Origin of the sequence: Vibrio sp. 1F263 (genome assembly GCF_041439035.1) — a bacterium.
Lineage (GTDB): Bacteria > Pseudomonadota > Gammaproteobacteria > Enterobacterales > Vibrionaceae > Vibrio > Vibrio tasmaniensis_A.
The window spans coordinates 143,078-162,841 of record NZ_JBGONI010000008.1 but is presented as its reverse complement, the minus strand read 5'-3'; the positions used below and the strand labels follow the sequence as shown (position 1 = coordinate 162,841).

Below are 19,764 nucleotides of genomic sequence, written 5' to 3'. Positions count from 1 at the left end.
CCTTATTTCGCTTTATTTAGCTGTTCAAATCGATTTAATTTTTCAACTCGGATGGTCACCGCACGTTTGTGTGCGTCCAAACCTTCGGCTTCCGCCATTGTGACTACCGTTGGCGCTAGGCCTTGTAAGCCATCAGCTGTTAACTCTTGTACCGTCATACGCTTAGAGAAATCCGCCAAACCTAGGCTTGAATAAGTCTTGGTATAGCCGTAAGTCGGAAGAACGTGGTTTGTGCCTGATGCGTAGTCACCTGCAGATTCTGGAGACCAGTCACCCAAGAAGATTGAACCAGCATTGTCTAGTAACGGCAGTAATTCTCGTGGACTCTTGGTCTGAACAATCAAGTGCTCAGGACCATAGAAATTCGAAATCGCAATCGCTTGAGTGATCGATTCAGCAATGATGATTAGACTTGAAGCCAATGCTTGCTGAGCGATGTTCGCACGAGACAGCTCTTTCAATTGCTTCTGAACCGCATCGGTTACTTGGTCGGCAATAACTGGTGATGGTGTTACTAATACAACCTGTGAATCTGGCCCGTGTTCAGCTTGGCTCAGTAGATCAGCAGCAATGAAGTCAGCATCCGCAGTTTCGTCTGCAATCACTAACACTTCAGACGGGCCAGCAGGCATATCAATCGCAGCGCCACGGAAGTCGTTACTTACTTGGCGTTTAGCTTCCGTTACGTAAGCGTTACCTGGGCCGAAGATCTTATCAACCTTAGCCACGCTCTCGGTCCCGTACGCCATTGCAGCAACCGCTTGACCACCACCAACATTGTAAACCTCATCGATTTTACAAAGATTAGCGACATACAAGATTTCATCAGCAATTGGCGGAGGTGAGCAAAGCACAACCTTACGACAACCCGCAATTTGAGCAGGTACACCTAACATAAGAACCGTTGACGGAAGTGGCGCGCTGCCACCCGGAATATAAAGTCCAACAGTATTAATCGCGCGCGTCACCTGCTCACACACAACACCAGGCTGTGTTTCAACCTTAATTGGCTGTGGCTTTTGAGCTTCGTGAAACTTAGCAATGTTGCTGTAAGCTTGCTCCAACGCTTGCTTCATCTCTGGTGTTAGACGAGCACATGCCTCTTCGATCTCACCCGAACTAACTCGGATAGATTCTGGAGTCACACCATCGAACTTTTCAGTCAGTTCCTTAAGTGCGGCATCGCCTTCATTTCGTACTTTTGCAATAACATCAGAAACAGTCGCTGTGATGTTTGCACCTTCAGTAATAGCTGGACGCTCTAATACCGAGTCTTGCTGTGATTCACTTAAAGATTGCCAAACAACGGTTCTCATCGTCACTACCCCATCATTTTTTCGATTGGTAATACTAGAATCGAGCTTGCACCCAACTCTTTCAGCTGTTCCATAGTTTCCCAGAACAAGTTCTCTGTACTTACGAGGTGAACGGCAACTTTGTCTTTGTCTGTAGATAGAGGAAGAACCGTAGGATCTTCAGCCCCAGGTAGTAGAGCTTTGATTTGCTCTAGCTGAGACGTTGGTGCGTGAAGCATGATGTACTTCGACTCTTTCGCTTGTTGAACACCCTGCATACGAGTCAGTAGTTTTTCAATCAATGCCGTTTTGTCTGCATCGAAATCACCAACACGTTGAATCAGTGTTGCTTTAGATTGGAAGATAGCCTCTGCTTCCTTTAGACCGTTTGCTTCTAGCGTTGCACCTGTAGAAACTAAATCTGCGATAGCGTCTGCTAGACCTGCGCGAGGGGCAACTTCAACTGAGCCAGTTAGCATACAAGCGCTGAATTCAACACCCTGCTCGTCCATGTAGGCTTTTAGTAATTGTGGGTAAGTTGTCGCAATACGTTTACCCGCTAGGTCTTGTGGGCCGTTGTATTCTTCATCTTTGTTGATTGCGATAGAAAGGCGGCAACCACCGAAGTCTAAACGACGTAGTGTACGAAACTCTGAAGGCTCCTTTAGAGCGACACGGTCTAGGCGAACTTCTTCTAGTTCATTCTCACCGATAAAACCAAGGTCAACCACACCATCCATGATAAGGCCTGGGATGTCGTCATCACGAACGAGTAACAAGTCGATTGGCATATTTAGTGAATGAACAACTAAGCGCTCACCCATGATGTTAAATTTCACACCACATTTTTTAAGTAGATCTTGGCACTCTTTACTTAAGCGACCTTTCTTTTGAATTGCGATTCTTAGGCGTTGTGTCTGCATTGCTGTATCCCTGTGCAAATATTTGAATTTATTGATTATTTAAAAGTGCTAAAACTAAAAAACCCTCGGAAGACTTTGTCGTCCCGAGGGTTTAAATCTAAATTCTTTGACTTAACCTCCGGGAGAATTCTTGCTCCCGGGTATACGTAAATCTCCCCGAAAGACTAGATAGGGTGATGATGGTGATGAATGTTCATTACTAATTTACGCATACTTATCAGCTCTTAGGTTGTTTGCTGTCTTGTCTCCACACTAACTAAGCTGACACCCTTTTTCAACCATTTATTCGAACTTTTTTCACGAAATTTAAAATTAAATTAACGAACACAAAAAAAGGGAGGCAAACGCCTCCCTTCTCATTATTCAATCAAATGATGATTAGCTTTTACACGTTGCTATCTTGCAACGAGAGAAATAAGCCAATGCAAAACATACCGCAACAAACGTTAGAGACGCTGCGCCAAATGCAATGCCAGTTGATGATGTCATTCCTAGGGTGATAAAACCAATACACGATACGAACGCCACAGACAGCGCGTAAGGGAGCTGAGTCGATACGTGGTCAATGTGGTTACAACGCGCACCTGTAGAAGACAGAATCGTTGTATCCGAGATTGGAGAGCAGTGATCACCAAATACAGAACCCGCAAGAACCGCACTTAGCATAGGAAGAATTAGCGCGATGTCAGAGGCAGCAGCCATGTCACCCGCAATCGGTAACATGATACCGAACGTACCCCAAGATGTACCTGTCGAGAACGCCATTAGGCCAGCAAGAAGGAACAAGATAACCGGTAGCCAGTGGTAATCGATGTTACCTGTTGCTAGAGAGGATAGGTACGAACCTGTTTTCATGTCGCCAATAACAGAACCAATCGTCCATGCAAATACAAGGATAAGGATAGCGCCAAACATTGAGCTTGCACCAATCCACATTGTTCTTGTGATATCAGCCATAGGCAGTTTCTGTTTGAATACCGTTGCTAGCGCAACGAGTAAACCAATAACACCACCGTAAACCAGAGACTTACCTACATCTGTATTTTCAAATGCACCAAGCAAGTTGAATGCTTGATCATCAGCAGTAAGCGCTTGGCCACCGGTGTAAAGCATTGCTGCAACCGTCGCGACGATTAACGCTACGATTGGCATAACGAGATCAGAAACAGAACCGTTTTCGCTCTCTTGAATATCTAGCTCTTCGTTTAGATCGTGCGCTTTCTTTTGATCATTATCACCTTCAAAACCACGGCCTTGAGAGGCTTCGATCTCATGCTCGCGCATTTTGCCAACATCTAAACCAAACCACGCAACGGCAAACACCATTAATAGTGCGAACACAGCGTAGAAGTTCATTGGGATAAGGCGAACGTAAGCACCCAGTGCAGAATACTCTGTCACACCGTGTGTCACTAAGATGCCACCAATGATAGTGATGATGTAAGCACCCCAGCTAGAAGCCGGCATGATCACACACATAGGAGCAGCAGTTGAATCTAGGATATAAGCTAGCTTAGCGCGAGATACGTAGAAGCGGTCAGTTACAGGGCGAGAGATGGCACCTACCGCTAAGCTGTTGAAGTAATCATCAACAAAGATGAATACGCCTAAGAAGGCAGCAAGTAGTTTTGAACCACGTTTGCTTTTAACACGAGACTGTGCCCACTCAGCGAATGCGCGAGTACCGCCAGACAGTGTTAATAATGCCGTTGTCATTCCAAGGATAATTAGGAAAGCAACGATGCTCATGTTCCAAGTGTTAATACCACCATCTTCGATGAAAACACCAGATACTTTAGTAAAGACGTAGCTAGCTGCGTTACCTACTGAGTAGTCAGCAAGTAGAATCGCACCCATGACGATACCGACACCCAAGGAAACTAATACACGACGGGTAACAATAGCAAGAGTCAAGGCAACCAAGGGAGGAAGCAGCGATAAAGGCGATGTTGCAAAATCTATTAAATTCATGATCTTCAAAAACCAGTTTTTTATTTGGCTAGAGATCTACTGCAGATAAACTTGATACGGCTTATCAAGCTCATGTTGAACTAAGCGAAAGGGAAGTGAACACTTCACCCAACCCTACAGTAGCGCTCCATAGTTTAAAATTAAGACTATGGCAGTGTTGTACCTATTGAGCACAACCCCAGCAAATTGCTTAGATATACAATTTACTTCGGCAATTACACCTTTCATTCCCGTTCATTGGCATCACCCCAACGAAAACTACTCTTTATAATTGCACCTCTACGTGCGGTAACATTATTAACCGTGTAAACCAGAGTTTAACAACAGATTAACCAAAGCACCGCATCAGGTAGCCGCAATTGTACCCATCAAGAGCAACAATGCAACATATCATTCCGAGAAAAATAAGCTTTTTGTTAATGAAGTAATCAATAGAAGAATAGTCAACTTTTACGGATTACTCCACTTAACACATATCAGATATCACCTGTTTTTTTTAAGATATTCTTAATAGTTATTATAAGTTCATTAGAAGTCTATCTTTTCATCTTAAAACACTCGTCTCATTTTCTTATTTAAATAACTAATAGAAGAAATACTATTTGTTTTATTCTTAGGCTCTGTTTATTATTAGGAGGATTATTTAGTTTACCTTGATGGGAAATATCATGTCTGAATTAACAAAAACTCTATTAAATATCCGTAGCCTTCGTGCGTTCTCACGTGAATTAACTCTTGAGCAACTTGAAGAAGCGCTAGACAAGCTGACTATTGTTGTACAAGAACGTCAAGAGTCTGAAGCTGAAGAACGCGCAGCAAAAGCAGAGCAAGAAGCTAAGCTTTCTGCTATCGCAGAACAAATTGCAAAAGACGGAATCGATGTTGCCGATCTTATTGCTGCACTTTCTGGTGAAGCAAAATCTAAAACAACAAAATCTAAACGTGCTCCTCGCCCTGCGAAATACAAATACGTAGACGCGAATGGCGACGAAAAAACTTGGACAGGTCAAGGCCGTACGCCTTCAGCTATCCAAGAACAACTAGATGCTGGTAAATCTCTAGAAGAGTTTGCTCTTTAAGGCATCGAGTTTGCTAAGTGAATAATCAATAACCCACTAAGCAATAGAATTAATATTTAAGTCGACTAAAGTATTATTTACGGCTTCAATATATTCAGAAACAAAAAAGGCTCCTTTCGGAGCCTTTTTTATATTTCACTATTAGAAATATAAATGAAAAAGATAAAAATATCTTATCTTTCCCAGTACGCTTCTTCTAGACTATCTTCTCTTTCAGGAAGGCCGCGAGACAAGCGAGGAGAGTGCTGAACCAACACTTCATAACTTGCACGGTTTGAATATTTACAAACTTGTGAGAAAGATGAATACGTTAAAAATGCATGTTGGTGCTTGCTAGAATTCGGTACATTTTCTTTATGATATTTATTTGCTGCCATATCATGTAATAAAGCCGACAGCGCCGCATCCCCTGCTCCATTGGTATTCTTGATCTTTTCTGGACCACCCATGTAAGGCGCGATATGCGAATAGATTTTCGTTGGGTTGTCACATAACTCTTTATGTGCAGGACGGCTAAACTCATAGCGGTTAAATTCTGCAATCGAGCCTGGTAACAACGGCAATGAAGTTTCACGCTTAACCGCGTCTTCAGTATAACCCGCCATAAATAAGCCAACAGGGCCTGCCGTACATAGAACCAAGTCTACCCACTCTAGTGCTTTGTCTGAAGCAGCAAGAGGATCGCTTTCACCTGTTAAAGCTTCAGCTTCATCTTCATTCATTGCAACAACGGTTACGTGCTGTTCCAGGAAATCTTTCCAGAACTCTGGGTCATCTTGAATAACGAATTTAGTACCAAGTGTTAAAACAACAGGTACATCGTATTTCTTCGCGTATTCAATAGCTTTCATTGTTGCTTCAGGCATAGGGTCGCCTGGCTTACAACGAACTAGATACGCTGTTAATACCAAAGCAGAAGCACTTTTGAAGATTTTCTCAGGAATGCTTTCTGGTTTTAATTGGTTCATTTGTCCTTCGCTAATTGCGAAAGTACGTTCACCATCTTCTGTAATTAATGCAAAGCAACGACCAATTGCGCCATCTACCCCTTGTAAATGGTTCAGATCCATTCTGCTTGATGTATTACATAAATAGCGGTAACCGTAGCTACCAATCTTAATATCTTGGCTCATTACACCTAACAGTGTTGAACGGTCATCCGCCAATACTGAGTAATTGTGTAATGTGTTACCGATCGTACCACCAGCGTATTCATTGGTGATCAGGCACTGTTCTTTTAATTCTTGATATAAGGATTCAGCAGCTTCATCACCGATAACCAGTGAGTGTCCCTTACTTAGGCCGTATTTTTCGATTAGCTCAGAACTCACTTTCGCTTCAATATCCACCAAAGTTTGGTCAATACCGATAATATGAGTACGTGACATTCTTTTGCTAGTTTGAGCTTGGCTTACTAAAGGATCACGAGCGTGAACCGGAAAATAGTGCTTTGATTTACGTTGTCCAGGGAATTTCATAAGGCTAGTCTAAGTCAAGGGGAAATAGGTGGCGGATTCTACCGCGCTATATTTAACGCGGCAATCTTTCAAACTATAGCAAACGTTTGCGAGGCTATTTTTTTATTCGCCTTCCATAAAGCTTAAGTCAGGTAGCATACCCAAATGCTCGGCGTAACGTTTTTGATTAAACTCAGCGCCGTTTTTCATTACATCAAATACCTCAATAGCCAGTGCACATGCCATAGCCGCAATCGCCTCTTCACGAGGAGTTCCTGTCATCATTAAACGCATCAGCGTCTCTTTCACTTTCACAGGTTGGCCATCTTCAAGTTGGTTTTCGATAATCTCGATCAACTGTTCTTCTTGCATAAACTCATTTTGTTCAGACATTTTTTATCTCAGGTCTTGGATTTCGAGCGACTATGCCACATATAGATCTGACATCCTAGCGAGTCTCCTCGCGTTCATGCGATTCTCTAACGAATTCAGCGCAATATTTGTGCAAATGAAACTGTGATTCCGGTCTCGGATCTGTCGCGGTGTTTCTCTTTCTGTTAGAATCTGCGACCAAGTAATAGTAACGGTGTTTAGACATGTCAGATATCAGCTCTGGAAACAGCGAAAAGAAAGTAATTGTCGGTATGTCCGGCGGTGTAGATTCGTCAGTATCGGCGTATCTTCTTCAGCAACAAGGCTATCAGGTAGAAGGCCTTTTCATGAAAAACTGGGAAGAAGACGATAACGAAGAATACTGCACGGCAGCTGAAGACCTTGCTGATGCTCAAGCGGTATGTGACAAACTAGGTATCCACCTTCACACTATCAACTTTGCAGCAGAGTACTGGGATAATGTATTCGAGTACTTTCTTGAAGAATACAAAGCGGGTCGTACACCGAACCCAGATATCCTTTGTAACAAAGAAATCAAATTCAAAGCATTCTTAGAGTTTGCGGATGAAGTATTAGACGCAGACTACATCGCGATGGGTCACTATGTTCGTCGTACTTTCCCAACACAAGAAGAGCTCGATGCTGGCGTAAAACCAGAAATGCTGCGTGGCTTAGACGGCAACAAAGACCAAAGCTATTTCCTATATACGCTAAGTTCAGATCAAGTGGCACGCAGCCTATTCCCAGTTGGTGAATTAGAGAAGCCTGAAGTGCGACGCATTGCTGAAGAGCAAGACCTGATCACAGCGAAGAAAAAAGACTCAACAGGTATCTGCTTTATTGGTGAGCGTAAGTTCACAGAATTCCTTGGCAAATATCTACCGGCTCAACCAGGTAACATCGAGACACCTGAAGGCCAAGTTATTGGGCAACACCAAGGCTTGATGTACCACACACTAGGCCAACGTAAAGGCCTGCATATCGGTGGCACCAAAGGTGGCGGCGGTAATGAAGAACCATGGTTTGTTGGTGAAAAAGATCTTAAACGTAATGTTCTGATCGCGGTACAAGGTAAAGACCACCCTCTTTTAAAATCAGAAGGTTTGATCGCTTCTCAGCTTCATTGGGTTAATCGCACACCAATTACTGAAGTTATGACGTGCACGGTAAAAACACGTTACCGTCAGACCGATATTCCTTGTACAATCATCCCAATTGATGATGAGAACATTAAGGTTATTTTTGACGAACCACAAATTGCGGTGACCCCAGGTCAATCAGCAGTGTTCTACCTAGACAACGTATGTCTTGGTGGTGGTATCATTGAAAAGCGCATCTAACCAATAATCGAACGACAAACAATAGAAGACAACTAGGAGTTACTACGTGGCTAATACACTTTATGACCGTACTATTGCTTTCGCTGGAATTTGCCAAGCTGTGGCTTTGGTTCAACAAGTAGCGAAAGACGGCCATTGTGATAAAGATGCCTTCGAAGCTTCACTCAGTGCCATTTTAAATACCAATCCAGCGAACACCGTGGGTGTCTTTGGACGTGAAGCGAACCTAAAGCTTGGCCTTGAGTGCTTAGTAAAAGGTATCGATAGTACTCCCGCTGGTAGCGATATTACTCGCTACATCATCAGCTTGATGGCACTTGAGCGTAAGCTATCTTCTCGTAACGACTCTATGTCTCAGCTTGGCGATCGTATTCAAACTGCAGAACGTCAAACTGAACACTTTGATCTGTTTGACGAGCAAATGATCAGCAACCTAGCCAGTATCTACCTTGATGTTGTGAGCCCTATCGGCCCGCGTATTCAGGTTTCTGGTACGCCAGCTGTACTTCAACAGACATCGAGCCAGCATAAGGTTCGTGCCCTGCTGCTATCAGGAATTCGAAGCGCTGTGTTATGGCGTCAAGTTGGCGGTAAACGTCGCCACCTTATCTTCGGTCGCAAGAAGATGATCGAGCAGGCTCAAATCCTGCTAGCTCGCATGTGATTTATTAGCTCACGCCTCGTCGCGAGCTTGTTTTTTGTACCAACACAACTCTCACGCAAACGATTGCGCAATATGCGTGACAATTGAGATTGTTACTGGTATAAACCTCTCAAAATTTAGAAAACTCAATTCAGGAGAACACCATGGAACTGTCAGCATTGACTGCTGTTTCACCAGTAGACGGCCGTTACGGAAGCAAGACTGTTGCATTACGCAGCATCTTTAGTGAGTTTGGCCTACTAAAGTACCGCTCTATCGTTGAAGTTCGTTGGTTACAAAAGCTTGCAGCTACAGATGCAATCAAAGAAGTACCAGCGTTCAGTGCAGAAGCTAACCAGTTTCTTGATGAACTAGCTGCTAACTTCAGTGAAGAAGATGCTCTACGTATCAAAGAGATCGAGCGCACGACTAACCACGACGTTAAAGCGGTTGAGTACTTCTTGAAAGAGAAAGTTGCTGGCGTTCCTGAACTTCACGCTGTAAACGAATTTATTCACTTTGCATGTACTTCTGAAGACATCAACAACACATCTCACGCGCTTATGCTTAAAGAAGCTCGTGACACAGTGATTCTTCCAGAAATCCGTAACGTAATTGATGCTATCAAAGCGCTTGCGAACGAGTACCGTGACATTCCATTACTGTCTCGTACACACGGTCAGCCTGCTTCTCCTTCTACTATGGGTAAAGAGATGGCTAACGTTGCGTACCGTATGGAACGTCAATACAAGCAAATCGAAAACGTTGAGATCCTAGCGAAAATCAACGGTGCTGTAGGTAACTACAACGCACACCTTTCTGCATACCCAGAAGTTGAATGGCACCAGTTCAGCGAAGAGTTCATCACTGAATCTCTTGGCGTAACTTGGAACCCGTACACAACTCAAATCGAACCTCACGATTACATCGCTGAGCTATTCGACGCTGTTGCTCGTTTCAACACTATCCTTCTAGACTTCGACCGTGACGTTTGGGGCTACATCGCTCTTGGTCACTTCAAGCAGAAGACTATTGCTGGCGAAATCGGTTCTTCTACAATGCCGCATAAAGTTAACCCAATTGACTTCGAAAACTCTGAAGGCAACCTTGGTCTAGCAAACGCAGTATTCAGCCACCTTGCACAAAAACTTCCAGTTTCTCGCTGGCAGCGTGACCTTACTGACTCTACGGTTCTTCGTAACCTAGGTGTTGGTGTTGGCTACGCTATCATTGCATACACTTCGACTCTGAAAGGTATTAGCAAGCTAGAAGTTAACCGTGAAGCGCTACTTGCTGAACTAGACAAGAACTGGGAAGTACTAGCAGAACCAGTACAAACAGTAATGCGCCGTTACGGCATCGAGAAGCCATACGAGAAGCTAAAAGAGCTAACTCGTGGTAAACGTGTAGATGGCGAAGGCATGCGTGCATTCATCGACGGCCTTGAAATCCCTGCAGACGAGAAAGTTCGTCTGAAAGAGATGACTCCAGCGAACTACATCGGTCAAGCTATCGAGCTAACTGACAAGCTGTAAGATTCGAATTTCGAATCACAGAATAGACTAAGGCTTCCCATGTGGAAGCCTTTTTGTTGGGCGGAAGAAAGTGTGCTTAGTACGCGCTGTTATCAAAAGAACATAGCCCCCCTCCTAATTACCCTACACATGTCAGTCCGTGCGATATCAACCAATAAATATTGCAACGCTTCATCACTAGTAACCCTCTATCACCAGACACATATCCCTCGGATACTTACTGTCTTGAATACCAAGATCAAAAAAGGCCTCCCGAAGGAAGCCTTTCAAAGGTCTCTTGTCGTCTAGCGACGAGAATTACGTAGCGATTACATGTTACGTAGAGACGCAATACGCTTGTCTAGTGGTGGGTGGCTCATCAGAAGCTCAGTAAGCGATTTCTTGCCGTTGATACCAAATGCCATCATAGAACCTTCTAGTTGTGGCTCATGGCTCACCTTAAGACGCTCTAGCGCTGCTATCATCTTCTCTTTACCTACTAAGTGCGCAGCACCTGCATCGGCATGGAATTCACGATGACGGCTGTACCACATCGTAATGAAGCTTGCTAAGAAACCAAATACTAATTCCAGCACCATAGACACACCAAAGTACACCATCATGTTGCTGCCACCCTCTTCTTCGTTGTCATTCGACGCAACAATGTTGGCGATGAAACGAGATAGGAAGATAACGAACGTGTTCACCACGCCCTGCATTAGCGTCATGGTCACCATATCACCGTTCGCGATGTGACTCACTTCATGCGCTAACACTGCTTCAGCTTCATCACGCGTCATGTTGTGTAGCAGACCCGTAGAGACTGCTACTAATGAATCATTACGCTTAGCGCCCGTCGCAAACGCGTTGATGTCTGGCGAATCGTAAATCGCCACCGTTGGCATACCAATACCAACTTGTTGAGACTGACGGCTTACTGTCTCCATCAACCAATGTTCGGTTTCGTTACGTGGACTTTCAATGACCATACCGCCTACCGATCGTAGCGCCATTTTCTTTGACATCATCAATGAAATGAATGAGCCACCAAAACCAAACACTGCAGCCATCACCAATAAGCCTGATAGGCTACCAGGTTGCATACCTGTAACTGCGTATACAATGTTAAGAACAACACTTAGTACCAATACAACCGCTAGGTTGGTTGCAAGGAACAACATTACTCGCTTCATTACTTATCTCCGCATGAAAGCTGTTTTTATAAAACTTATTATTATAGACAAGGCAGACAGCAATTTATTCCAACCTTGAAGACTTATACTTACTTATACATATAGTCTTAGATTAAGAAAACAAGGTTAAGCATTAAATTGCAACATTTGATTACGAGACCATATTCGAATCACCTCCAGTCTATTAGACCTAAGTCGTATGGTGTCGGTATAACAATCCGTTTACAGTGGCTTCAGATGATTTATTGGCTAGTCCATGTACAAAAAGGGAAGAATCATGGTTGAAGGTACTAACACTCAAATGGCTATCGATTTACTGTGCTGTCACCTAGGGATTACTGAAGAAGAAGCAAAAAAGCAGATTGGGATCCTAACACCGCAAGCGGCACAGACAAAAATCACAGAGACACAACAAGCACTAATGGGACTTACAAAAGAACACTAACCCATAGCGACTTGTTCAAAGGCCAGTTGTTTATAAACTTATGGCCAAAAGGCTTAACATAGCAAAAGGGCTGCAATCGCAGCCCTTTTCTTATTTAGTACACAAGGTGAGAATTAAAGCGCAAGCAAAGGCTGCACATCAATGTACTTACCAATGTTCTTAGACTTTGCTCTTGGCACATACGGAATTTCACCTAACTTCGGTGCACCTAGCTTATCTTCAAGCATCGCTATAATTTCAGCGTAATGTTCAGTACCTGGGTTAATGCGGTTTGCAACCCAACCCACTAGGTTCAGTCCATCAGCACGAATTACTTCTGCGGTTAGCAGTGCATGACTCAAACAGCCAAGCTTAATACCGACCGTCAATACCACTGGCAGCTGCTCTTTTTTGACCCAGCTAGACAAATATTCTTCATCAGAAACCGGTACACGCCAACCACCAGCACCTTCAACTAACACGATGTCAGAGTTTCGCTTATGCTCTGCCAACTTAGCTGATAATACGGTTTCATCAATCACGACACCATCATGCTTTGCTGCAATGTGTGGTGATGATGGTAGCAACAACGCATACGGGTTAACGTCTTCGTAGGCGATATCTTGCGTCGCAGCTTCTTGAAGATGCAGTGCATCACTATTACGTAATCCCTCAGGGGATTGTTCACACCCTGCGGCAACTGGCTTGTAGCCTATTGTTGATAACTCTTGTGCGGCTAAAGCTTGAAGAATCGCTTTTGAAACCACAGTTTTTCCCACTTCGGTATCCGTACCTGCAATGAATAATGCATCAATCATAATTGAATAACCCCTAAACAAACTTGATATGTTGCTGGTAAGAAACCTTGATGGTTTTTAAACTCTCTATATTCCCGCTCAACAAGCCGCAACATTCGGCGACTTGTTAAACCTTGTGAGCGACCACTTACGTGATTAGCGCCGATACCTTTAAGGTCGCGCATCAGTTCAAACGCAGTGTCGTACCAAACGGTGATGGTGGGCAAGTCTAGTTGATGAGCAGTACAGCTAGATTGCGCTAACGCAATTTTTACCTGATTGATTGTAATAAAATGGTTAACGTGTTGATGTGTGTCAATTTTTGACCATGACTTTTTCAGTTCAAACAGTGACCCATCAAGCAAAGTTGAGAAAATAACGCGTCCCCCAAGCGAGGTGACACGCTTCATCTCCCTCAAAGGCGACGATAAATCGTCACACCATTGCAACGCAAGGCTAGAGAAAACAATATCAAAAGCCCCATCTTCGAATGGCAATAGCTCGGCATCAGCTTGTCGATATAAAGAGATCATTGCGCCACAGCGCTGTTCGGCTTTTTGCAGCATTCCAATAGAAAGGTCTGCGCATACCACTTCAGCGCCTCGTTCCACCAATTGCTGTGAGAAATAGCCAGTACCACAACCTAGATCGAGCACCTTTAACCCAGAGAGGTCACTCGGTAGCTTACCCAGCAGTCGGTGGCCGACATCGCGCTGGAATTCAGCATGTTTGTCATAGGTTGTTGCTGCTTTTCCGAAGGCTTCGGCAATCGCACTCTTGTCTTGGCCTACGTAATTATCCACTACTGCTTCTTGTGACATTTACTGAGCCTCTTTCTTTAATTCAAAGTTCGATTCTAAGCTTGGTTTGATATTTAATTCGTCGTGTCGCTCCATTGCTTGAAGCAACGAGTCAGTTAACTGAAGAATCTGTTTCTGACTGTGGTTCGCCGTTAAGGTAATACGCAAACGAGCAGTCCCAATAGGCACCGTTGGTGGCCTTATTGCCGTTACCCAAACTTGGTTGCGCTTTAACTCTTCAGCAATAGATAGTGCTGCTTGGGCTTCGCCGATTAAAAATGGCTTGATCGGCGTCTGAGTATCAATAAAACCTTTCACATCATTCATCTGCTCTGCATAGAGAGCGCCTAACTCCGTGAGTTTCTCACGACGCCACTCTTGCGTTTGAATCATCTGGCATGCATGAGACAAAGCCACCGCTTGTGAAGGTGGCATTGCCGTCGAATACACATGATGACGCGCACACTGAGTTAAATAATCACCCACTTCTGACGAACAAAGAATCGCAGCACCAGAAAGGCCAAATGCTTTACCAAAGGTCACCACCAAGATATCAGGTGAGATTTGTGCGGCGTTGCAACTCCCTGCCCCGTTATCACCTAATACGCCAATACCGTGGGCATCATCAACCACCAACCAACTGTCGTATTGATTAGTCAGGCTAGATATCTGGCTGAGAGGCGCTTGATCACCATCCATGCTGAACACACCCTCAGTCACAACCAAGGATTGTGGAGTTTGACTCAATAGCGACTCTAAATGTTGCGTGTCGTTATGCTTAAAGCGTTTCATGGTTGCAGGTGAAAGCATCCCCGCTTCCATCAAAGAGGCGTGGTTGAGCTTATCTTGCAGTAGAAAATCGTCTTTTTCGAGCAGAGAAAACAATAAGGCTTGGTTAGCGCTGAAACCAGAGTTAAAGAGAATGGCGCGTTCAAAGCCAAGCCATTCACACAGCTGAGCCTCTAAATTTTGATGAGCAGGACTAAAACCCGTGACCAATGGCGATGCCGCACTGCCGGCACCATATTGGGAAAGTCCGGTTTGCCATGCATCGACCAGTTCAGGATCGTTTGCCAAACCTAAATAGTCATTACTCGAAAAATTAATGAAGCTAGAACCTTCGCTAGTAAGCAAAGGGCCATTACTGTTTTCGAGTACCTTAAGTTGACGAGTTAACCCCTGCTCACGACGATGGGCAAGGGCACTTTTGATGCGAGATTTAAACAGTGGCATCGTAGAACATGTCACCTTTCGTTGGACGAGCAGCAACGCGCTCCACCACTTGATCTAACAGTTCATTTTCTTGAATTTCGTCAGGCTTCTGAGCCACCTGTTGGCTGTTGATACCTAACTTCTTAAACAGCTGCATGTCCGTGTCTTCATCTGGGTTTGGCGTAGTCAGTAGCTTACAGCCGTAGAAGATAGAATTCGCACCCGCCATGAAACACATCGCTTGCATCTGTTCGTTCATGTTCTCACGGCCTGCTGATAAACGAACCGCAGACATTGGCATCATGATACGAGCAATCGCTATCAGTTTGACGAAGTCGAAAGACTCAACATCATCGACGTTTTCCATCGGTGTGCCTTTGACTTTTACGAGCATGTTGATTGGTACACTTTCTGGGTGAACAGGAAGGTTCGCAAGCTCTACAAGCAGGCCTGCACGGTCATTAGTACTTTCGCCCATACCAATAATACCACCAGAACAGATCTTCATACCGGCATCACGCACATGAGATAGCGTATCTAAACGGTCTTGGTAAGTACGAGTGGTGATAATACTGCCGTAGAACTCCGGAGACGTATCAAGGTTATGGTTGTAGTAATCCAAACCTGCGTCCGCTAGCTCACCTGCTTGATCAGGCGTTAACATGCCTAGTGTCATACATGTTTCTAGGCCCATGCCTTTCACACCTTTGATCATGTCAGTTAGGTGAGGCATATCACGTTCTTTCGGGTTTTTCCATGCCGCGCCCATACAGAAGCGAGTCGAGCCCGCGTTCTTAGCTTTTTGCGCCGCATCCAAAACACGCTCGACTTCCATTAAGCGTTCTTTGTCGACATCCGTTCGGTAGTGAGCACTCTGAGGGCAGTACTTACAGTCTTCAGGACAAGCACCTGTCTTAATCGATAACAGTGTACTCACCTGCACGTGGTTGTGCTCTTGGTACTGTCTATGAACCACTTGAGCTTCAAACATTAAATCCATAAACGGTTTTTCAAGCAGTGCTCTTACTTCAGCAACTGTCCAGTCATGACGAACTTCCACGTGTCGATCCTTTTTTATTATTTGATGTTACATCTCTATCAATAGAGATTGTATTTATGCTTGGATAGTCTACCGACAAGCTTTAGACTGTCAACACATTGATAATATCAAAAGTTTACATGTGGTTATTTTTTAACCGCACCAAGAATGGAAGTTACTATGGATCTCGCCTTTGACCGCCAGCATATCTGGCATCCTTATACATCAACGTTGACACCTCTGACCTGCTACCCAGTCACTAACGCAGACGGCGTTTACCTAGAATTAGAGGGCGGAAAACGAATTATTGATGGTATGTCCTCTTGGTGGTCAACCATCCACGGCTACAATCATCCAGAGCTCAATGCTGCAGCTCACAGCCAAATCGATAAGGTTTCGCATGTTATGTTTGGAGGTATCACCCACCAGCCTGCTATCGATTTATGTAAGAAACTTTTGAACCTAGCACCAAATAATCTCGAGCACGTATTCTTGGCTGATTCAGGTTCAGTAGCCGTAGAGGTTAGTCTCAAGATGGCACTGCAATATTGGCACGCTAAAGGACAACCTCGTTCAAAGTTCCTCACACTAAGAGATGGCTACCACGGTGATACCTTTGCGGCGATGTCAGTGACCGACCCTGACAACTCGATGCACAGCCTCTACAAAGGCTTTTTACCGGAACATATTTTCGCTGATTCGCCAAAAACAGGCTTTTGGGATGATTGGAATTCAAGTGACATCAATAGCTTTCGAGAGAAACTCACAGCCCATCATGAAGAGGTTGCCGCCGTAATCTTAGAGCCTATCGTTCAAGGCGCTGGCGGCATGCGCATCTACCACCCTGAGTTCCTAAAACAAGTTCGCCTACTGTGTGATGAATTCAACGTATTACTTATTTTGGATGAGATTGCAACCGGGTTTGGCCGCACAGGGAAACTGTTCGCTTGTGAGCATGCCGATGTCAAACCGGACATCTTATGCGTAGGCAAGGCTTTAACTGGTGGCTATATGACATTGTCAGCGACGCTTGCGAGTAAAGAAGTTGCTGACACGGTATGTGGCGGTGAAGCAGGCTGCTTTATGCACGGGCCAACCTTCATGGGCAACCCTTTAGCTTGTGCAGTAGGTGCGGCAAGTTTGTCCATCATAGAGCAAGGTCATTGGCAAAATCAGACTCATCAGATTGAACAACTCTTTTCTGAGTTACTACCGCCTCTACTCAAGCATGCTCTTGTCAAAGATGTTCGCTGGTTGGGCGCTATTGGCGTCGTTGAAACCCACACACCTGTCGATATGGAAACCATCCAAGCTCACTTTGTTGAACAAGGCGTTTGGATACGTCCGTTCGGGAAGTTGATTTATATGATGCCTCCTTTCATTAGCAAGGCTGAGCACATCGAACAACTTGTTTCATCTATTGATAAAGCCCTCCAACAATCTGCTTGCTTCAAACCAAGTTGATTTAACAAACATCATTTAGAAAACCTATAAGCCGCCCATAAAATACTAATGGCGGCTTATCCTTCACGTGAAAAACCAGCCAACAAACACACCCCAAGCCATTGTTTTATCTTTGATTTGAACTCGAAAAACCCCACAAATAAATTTAATCCTCTCCATAAAAACAATTAGCAAAAGAGTGTTACCTATCGGGTAAAAAGCCGTCATAAAATACGCGCCATTTTGGTACTGAATATAATGAATGACCTTCCTTATTCGAGTTCATCTCAGAATCAAATTAGCCAATATTTTTAACTCCTATTAGATAAAAATATTCGCAAAAAAAGAATCCAATTCTAGCGAAGGCTTATATCAACTTCGTAGAAACCTAACGCTTCTTGTTTTGTCGGTCGTGCAAGACATCAAGACAATCCGCAATAGCTACGTAATTCACGTCAGTAAATAATTTAAAGTAAGCATGAAATTAACCCAACTAAATGCACTTATCATTGATGACTCAACGATAGTGTTATCAACTATTCGTAACATGCTGGTTCATATTGGTTTTTCAGAACGTTTGATTGCCATTGCGAAATCACCTCGTGTTGCAATGACCATCACGAATGACACAACTTTTGATGTCATCATTTGTGATTACAACTTTGGTAACACGATCAACGGCAAACAGCTATTTGAAGAATTGAAGCAAGCCAACAGATTAAAAGATGACGGAATATTTATTCTTGTTACAGGTGAAAATTCAGCTCTATCGATACGCCCTATCCTTGAACTACGACCTGACAACTATTTGTTAAAACCGTTTAACCGCGAAACTCTAAAACAGCGCATCACCAGTTCCTTAAGGAAGAAGCTGATTTTACAAGACATTTATAAGGCTGAGAGAGAAAATAACTATGAAGCGGGCCTAGAGCATTGCGAAGGGCTTGCCGCGTTTCATCCCGAATACTTCGCAACAATCCAGCAATTTCGAGGGAGCTTTCTATCAAAACTAGAGCTCTACGAGGAAGCCAAGAATGTCTATCAGAAAGCGATAGATGAAGGCAGTTTTGATTGGGCTCAAGCAGGATTAGCAAACAGCCTTGCGAATTTGGGGCAGCTTAGCGAAGCACAGTCGATGATTGAAAGTTTGATCAATTCTGCGCCAACCTGCACTTTGTATCGAGACCAAGCAGCTCAAGTAAACCTGATCAGCAATAAGGTTCCGGCAGCCATTGCTCACTTCAAGTTAGCGAGTAAACTAACACCAGGTAACTCTGAGAGAGAACTGGCAATCGCAAATCTATGCTTATCGGTTAATGATACTAAAACAGCGCTATTCCACTACCAAAACCATGTGCAAATCAATAAGGACACCTTTCGAGACAACCTATATATGAAGCTAAATCATATACGATTTTTGCTCTATTGCGCCTCAGATGGCATCGATAAGCAAGCAAATTTGGGTCACGTCAACTACTTAATTTCGAAGATCCCTACCGAGGCAAGATCAGGGCTTCAAACTGACTTAGCACTTATCGCAGCTCACATCGCGATGGAAGCTAACCAATATCAAAAAGCAGTCACTATACTAACCGCATTGCACGACAAGAATGACTTTGATGCCTTCCCTGTGATTTATCACCATGCATGGTTATTGGATAGGATGAGTTGTGAAAACGAGTTTAAAATTGCGGAAAACCGTTGCAGCATGTTGATAGTGAAAACAGCGAGCGAGACAGTGGTTTCAAGTCAGATAACGATGTGCACTGAGTTGAAACATCGCAACACCGCAAAAATGAACTGGCTCAAAGAGAAGAATATCGGCATCAAACTAGCAAAGTCAGACTACAAACAGGTGCTTGTGACTTACTTAGATATTCATAAACGATGTCCGATGATCAAGAACGTATGTATGAATACGATAAAACTGCTCTCTGTTATTTGGCCTGACTCAATGGGTGCAAAACAAGTGCTAACCATCATCAAGCAATGTGACGAAGTGATCACGCAGCTTTATACGATTGATGAGCTGACACAAAACAACTATCAAAACTATTACCGAAAGGCGCTTCTGGCATGTAAGCAAGCAGATTTGGCCTGGAAACAAGCAAACAATACTTCCGAGGCTGCCTTCTCATATATGTAGCTTCTATTTAAACAACGTCCGCATACAAAAAAGGCTTTGCCATTACAGCAAAGCCTTTTAACAATTCTAACGAGATAGACTAATCTAAATTCGAT

17 protein-coding genes, 1 riboswitch and 1 other annotated feature are annotated in these 19,764 nt (G+C 43.9%); of the genes, 7 read left to right on the top strand and 10 right to left on the bottom strand.

What is annotated here, in order from left to right:
* Positions 1–2 precede the first annotated feature (2 nt).
* From hisD to ACED25_RS08120, 3 genes are all read right to left on the bottom strand, one after another.
* On the bottom strand, positions 3–1,322 hold the full coding sequence (hisD, locus tag ACED25_RS08130) for a histidinol dehydrogenase (RefSeq protein ID WP_017098157.1): 1,320 nt from the start codon (positions 1,320–1,322) through the stop codon (positions 3–5).
* On the bottom strand, positions 1,322–2,218 hold the full coding sequence (hisG, locus tag ACED25_RS08125) for an ATP phosphoribosyltransferase (RefSeq protein WP_029223133.1): 897 nt from the start codon (positions 2,216–2,218) through the stop codon (positions 1,322–1,324). The genes hisD and hisG overlap by 1 nt, the downstream gene beginning before the upstream one ends.
* 53 nt (positions 2,219–2,271) lie before the next feature.
* Positions 2,272–2,407, bottom strand: a sequence feature (His leader region).
* Positions 2,408–2,596: 189 nt separating this feature from the next.
* Positions 2,597–4,189 (bottom strand): Na+/H+ antiporter NhaC family protein, encoded by a 1,593-nt coding sequence (locus tag ACED25_RS08120; RefSeq protein WP_371695048.1) that lies wholly within the window; start codon positions 4,187–4,189, stop codon positions 2,597–2,599.
* Positions 4,190–4,301: 112 nt separating this feature from the next.
* Positions 4,302–4,479, bottom strand: a riboswitch (Lysine riboswitch).
* 378 nt (positions 4,480–4,857) lie between these two features.
* On the opposite strand from ACED25_RS08120, the gene ACED25_RS08115 reads away from it, so the two are divergent.
* Positions 4,858–5,268: an H-NS family nucleoid-associated regulatory protein gene (locus ACED25_RS08115; protein WP_012604381.1), complete on the top strand. Its 411-nt coding sequence runs from the start codon at positions 4,858–4,860 to the stop codon at positions 5,266–5,268.
* 173 nt (positions 5,269–5,441) lie between these two features.
* On the opposite strand, the gene ACED25_RS08110 is transcribed toward ACED25_RS08115, so the two are convergent.
* Both ACED25_RS08110 and ACED25_RS08105 read right to left on the bottom strand, forming a co-directional pair.
* Positions 5,442–6,746: an inosine/guanosine kinase gene (locus ACED25_RS08110; RefSeq protein WP_004734568.1), complete on the bottom strand. Its 1,305-nt coding sequence runs from the start codon at positions 6,744–6,746 to the stop codon at positions 5,442–5,444.
* Between the two features lie 102 nt (positions 6,747–6,848).
* On the bottom strand, positions 6,849–7,118 hold the full coding sequence (locus tag ACED25_RS08105) for a hypothetical protein (protein ID WP_004734567.1): 270 nt from the start codon (positions 7,116–7,118) through the stop codon (positions 6,849–6,851).
* Between the two features lie 203 nt (positions 7,119–7,321).
* Here ACED25_RS08105 and mnmA point away from each other — a divergent pair, with 203 nt between their 5' ends.
* The 3 genes from mnmA to purB all read left to right on the top strand — a co-directional run bounded on the left by mnmA (position 7,322) and on the right by purB (position 10,636).
* On the top strand, positions 7,322–8,458 hold the full coding sequence (gene mnmA / locus ACED25_RS08100; protein ID WP_371695047.1) for a tRNA 2-thiouridine(34) synthase MnmA: 1,137 nt from the start codon (positions 7,322–7,324) through the stop codon (positions 8,456–8,458).
* A gap of 46 nt (positions 8,459–8,504) precedes the next feature.
* Positions 8,505–9,122 carry a high frequency lysogenization protein HflD gene (gene hflD / locus ACED25_RS08095; RefSeq protein ID WP_009848813.1) on the top strand — a complete coding sequence of 206 codons (618 nt, stop codon included), beginning with the start codon at positions 8,505–8,507 and terminating at the stop codon, positions 9,120–9,122.
* A gap of 143 nt (positions 9,123–9,265) precedes the next feature.
* Complete coding sequence (gene purB, locus ACED25_RS08090; RefSeq protein ID WP_009848814.1) at positions 9,266–10,636, top strand: adenylosuccinate lyase; 1,371 nt, start codon at positions 9,266–9,268, stop codon at positions 10,634–10,636.
* Positions 10,637–10,944: 308 nt separating this feature from the next.
* Here the strand turns inward: purB and htpX are convergent, their stop codons facing one another.
* Complete coding sequence (gene htpX / locus ACED25_RS08085; RefSeq protein WP_017098153.1) at positions 10,945–11,808, bottom strand: protease HtpX; 864 nt, start codon at positions 11,806–11,808, stop codon at positions 10,945–10,947.
* 277 nt (positions 11,809–12,085) lie between these two features.
* On the opposite strand from htpX, the gene ACED25_RS08080 reads away from it, so the two are divergent.
* A complete protein-coding gene (locus ACED25_RS08080) occupies positions 12,086–12,253 on the top strand; it encodes a hypothetical protein (protein ID WP_009848816.1) in 168 nt (55 codons plus the stop codon).
* A 113-nt stretch (positions 12,254–12,366) separates the two neighbouring features.
* On the opposite strand, the gene bioD is transcribed toward ACED25_RS08080, so the two are convergent.
* The 4 genes from bioD to bioB are packed head-to-tail and all read right to left on the bottom strand — an operon-like array spanning position 12,367 to position 16,101.
* On the bottom strand, positions 12,367–13,050 hold the full coding sequence (gene bioD / locus ACED25_RS08075) for a dethiobiotin synthase (protein ID WP_371695046.1): 684 nt from the start codon (positions 13,048–13,050) through the stop codon (positions 12,367–12,369).
* A complete protein-coding gene (gene bioC, locus ACED25_RS08070) occupies positions 13,047–13,850 on the bottom strand; it encodes a malonyl-ACP O-methyltransferase BioC (RefSeq protein WP_371695045.1) in 804 nt (267 codons plus the stop codon). The genes bioD and bioC overlap by 4 nt, the downstream gene beginning before the upstream one ends.
* The gene (gene bioF, locus ACED25_RS08065) at positions 13,851–15,062 is read right to left on the bottom strand and encodes an 8-amino-7-oxononanoate synthase (protein ID WP_371695044.1); all 1,212 of its coding nucleotides are present in this window, start codon (positions 15,060–15,062) and stop codon (positions 13,851–13,853) included.
* Positions 15,049–16,101, bottom strand: a complete 1,053-nt coding sequence (gene bioB, locus ACED25_RS08060; protein WP_371695043.1) for a biotin synthase BioB — start codon at positions 16,099–16,101, stop codon at positions 15,049–15,051. Before bioB ends, bioF begins: the two co-directional genes overlap by 14 nt.
* Before the next feature lie 159 nt (positions 16,102–16,260).
* On the opposite strand from bioB, the gene bioA reads away from it, so the two are divergent.
* Both bioA and ACED25_RS08050 read left to right on the top strand, forming a co-directional pair.
* The gene (gene bioA, locus ACED25_RS08055; RefSeq protein WP_371695042.1) at positions 16,261–17,544 is read left to right on the top strand and encodes an adenosylmethionine--8-amino-7-oxononanoate transaminase; all 1,284 of its coding nucleotides are present in this window, start codon (positions 16,261–16,263) and stop codon (positions 17,542–17,544) included.
* 457 nt (positions 17,545–18,001) lie between these two features.
* Complete coding sequence (locus ACED25_RS08050) at positions 18,002–19,669, top strand: response regulator (protein WP_371695041.1); 1,668 nt, start codon at positions 18,002–18,004, stop codon at positions 19,667–19,669.
* The last annotated feature ends 95 nt before the right edge of the window (positions 19,670–19,764 follow it).

Coding starts and splice junctions, on each gene's coding strand:
- mnmA (WP_371695047.1), top strand. CDS start 7,322: ATGTCAGATATCAGCTCTGGAAACAGCGAAAAGAAAGTAATTGTCGGT.
- ACED25_RS08115 (WP_012604381.1), top strand. CDS start 4,858: ATGTCTGAATTAACAAAAACTCTATTAAATATCCGTAGCCTTCGTGCG.
- bioC (WP_371695045.1), bottom strand. CDS start 13,850: ATGTCACAAGAAGCAGTAGTGGATAATTACGTAGGCCAAGACAAGAGT.
- ACED25_RS08105 (WP_004734567.1), bottom strand. CDS start 7,118: ATGTCTGAACAAAATGAGTTTATGCAAGAAGAACAGTTGATCGAGATT.
- htpX (WP_017098153.1), bottom strand. CDS start 11,808: ATGAAGCGAGTAATGTTGTTCCTTGCAACCAACCTAGCGGTTGTATTG.
- ACED25_RS08080 (WP_009848816.1), top strand. CDS start 12,086: ATGGTTGAAGGTACTAACACTCAAATGGCTATCGATTTACTGTGCTGT.
- ACED25_RS08110 (WP_004734568.1), bottom strand. CDS start 6,746: ATGAAATTCCCTGGACAACGTAAATCAAAGCACTATTTTCCGGTTCAC.
- purB (WP_009848814.1), top strand. CDS start 9,266: ATGGAACTGTCAGCATTGACTGCTGTTTCACCAGTAGACGGCCGTTAC.
- bioF (WP_371695044.1), bottom strand. CDS start 15,062: ATGCCACTGTTTAAATCTCGCATCAAAAGTGCCCTTGCCCATCGTCGT.
- bioD (WP_371695046.1), bottom strand. CDS start 13,050: ATGATTGATGCATTATTCATTGCAGGTACGGATACCGAAGTGGGAAAA.
- hisG (WP_029223133.1), bottom strand. CDS start 2,218: ATGCAGACACAACGCCTAAGAATCGCAATTCAAAAGAAAGGTCGCTTA.
- bioA (WP_371695042.1), top strand. CDS start 16,261: ATGGATCTCGCCTTTGACCGCCAGCATATCTGGCATCCTTATACATCA.
- ACED25_RS08120 (WP_371695048.1), bottom strand. CDS start 4,189: ATGAATTTAATAGATTTTGCAACATCGCCTTTATCGCTGCTTCCTCCC.
- ACED25_RS08050 (WP_371695041.1), top strand. CDS start 18,002: ATGAAATTAACCCAACTAAATGCACTTATCATTGATGACTCAACGATA.